This window comes from Glaciibacter superstes DSM 21135 (assembly GCF_000421145.1).
GTDB lineage: Bacteria > Actinomycetota > Actinomycetes > Actinomycetales > Microbacteriaceae > Cryobacterium > Cryobacterium superstes.
Window position 1 is genome coordinate 1 of record NZ_ATWH01000038.1, and the last position, 1,511, is coordinate 1,511.

The following is a 1,511-nucleotide window of genomic DNA, read 5'->3' on the forward strand; positions in this document are numbered from 1 at the left end:
CGTTCGGCGCATCGTCCGGATGGTCCTGTTTTCGGACCGGTTTCTCGGGAAGGAGATCTGGCACTGTCCTTTGCGCAGGAGCGCTTGTGGTTCTTGGAAGAGTTGCGGCCGGAGTCGTCTGAATACTCTGTGCCCGTTGCCCTGCGTTTACGCGGGCGTCTTGATGACCGTGCCCTGGAGCTTGCATTGACGGCAGTCGTGGCGCGTCACGAGATATTGCGGACTCGCATCGAAGTTACTGGAGGCGTGCCGCGCCAGATCATCGATGAGTTGAGTGCGTTGAATCTCGGATATAAGGACCTTTCGGCGGAAAATACCAACGCGTTTTCGGAGTTCTGTGAAAGCGAGTTGCAGAAGCCGTTCCGCCTTGATTCTGGTCCGCTCTTGCGAGCTCATCTTGTTCGCAGAGGAAAGGACGATCACATCCTATTGATCGTGTTGCACCATTCCATCTTTGATGGCTGGTCGACTGCTGTGCTGTTGAGGGACCTGGATGCGGCGTATTCGTCGCTGTCAGCGGGAAAGTCTGCAGCCCTTCCTGACCTTCCGGTGCAGTATGCGGACTATGCCGCGTGGCAGCGTGAATGGCTGTCTGGTGAGGTGCTTGGGACGGAATTGCGTTATTGGGAAGATCAGCTGGAGGGCCTTGTCCCGGTGGAGTTGCCTACGGACCATTCGCGCCCGGAGGAGTGGGATTCGCAGGGCAAAACGACCGTGATGGTCGTGCCTGCGGAGTTGGCGAAGTCGGTCGTTGAGATCGGCCGTCGTCGGGGAGCGACACCTTTCATGGTGTTTTTGTCCGCTTTTCAGGTTTTGCTCGGGCGATATGCGGGCACTTCAGACATTTCTGTGGGGACGCCTGTGGCTGGGCGCGGCCGAGCTGAGACCGATGATTTAATTGGTTTCTTTGTCAACACGTTGGTCATGCGGACTCGTCTTGGCAATGGCATTACCTTTAACCGCCTCGTCGACCAAGTTCGTGAAACGGTGCTGGATGCCCTTAACCATCAAGATCTGCCGTTCGAACGCTTGGTGCAGGCGCTGTCGCCAGAACGGGACCTTTCCCGCAATCCTTTGATTCAGGTGATGTTTGTTCTCCAAAATATCGACACTGATACTGATGGCCTTCGCATCGGAGATCTCTCGGGCGAACTTGTGAGAGTTGAAAGTGATACCGCGAAATTCGATCTCACGTGGACGTTGGACGAGCGTGCCGACGGAGCGTACGTCCTAGACGTGCAGTACGCCCGGTCGCTCTTCGAAGAGGGAACCATTGAGCGGATGGCTGGGCATTTCATCCGGCTATTGGAGTCCATTTCGAACGCGCCGTCGTCACAAGTCGCCCGACTAGACCTGCTCACCCAGGACGAGCGCGCACGCCTCACTCGTTTCGAACCAGGAAATAACGCGGACAAAGTGTCTCTGTCTGTTGTTGAGTTGTTTGCCGACTCGGTGGCACGCGACCCGGCCTCGGTCGCCTTGATCCATGGTGATGAAGAAATGTCGTACGA

General features: G+C 56.5%; 1 protein-coding gene. It reads left to right on the forward strand.

Annotated features, from left to right (window positions below; genetic code table 11):
* Positions 1-102: 102 nt before the first annotated feature.
* Positions 103-1,511, forward strand: a 1,409-nt coding sequence (locus K323_RS28335; protein ID WP_245571051.1) for a condensation domain-containing protein, incomplete at its 3' end; no start/stop codon positions are given.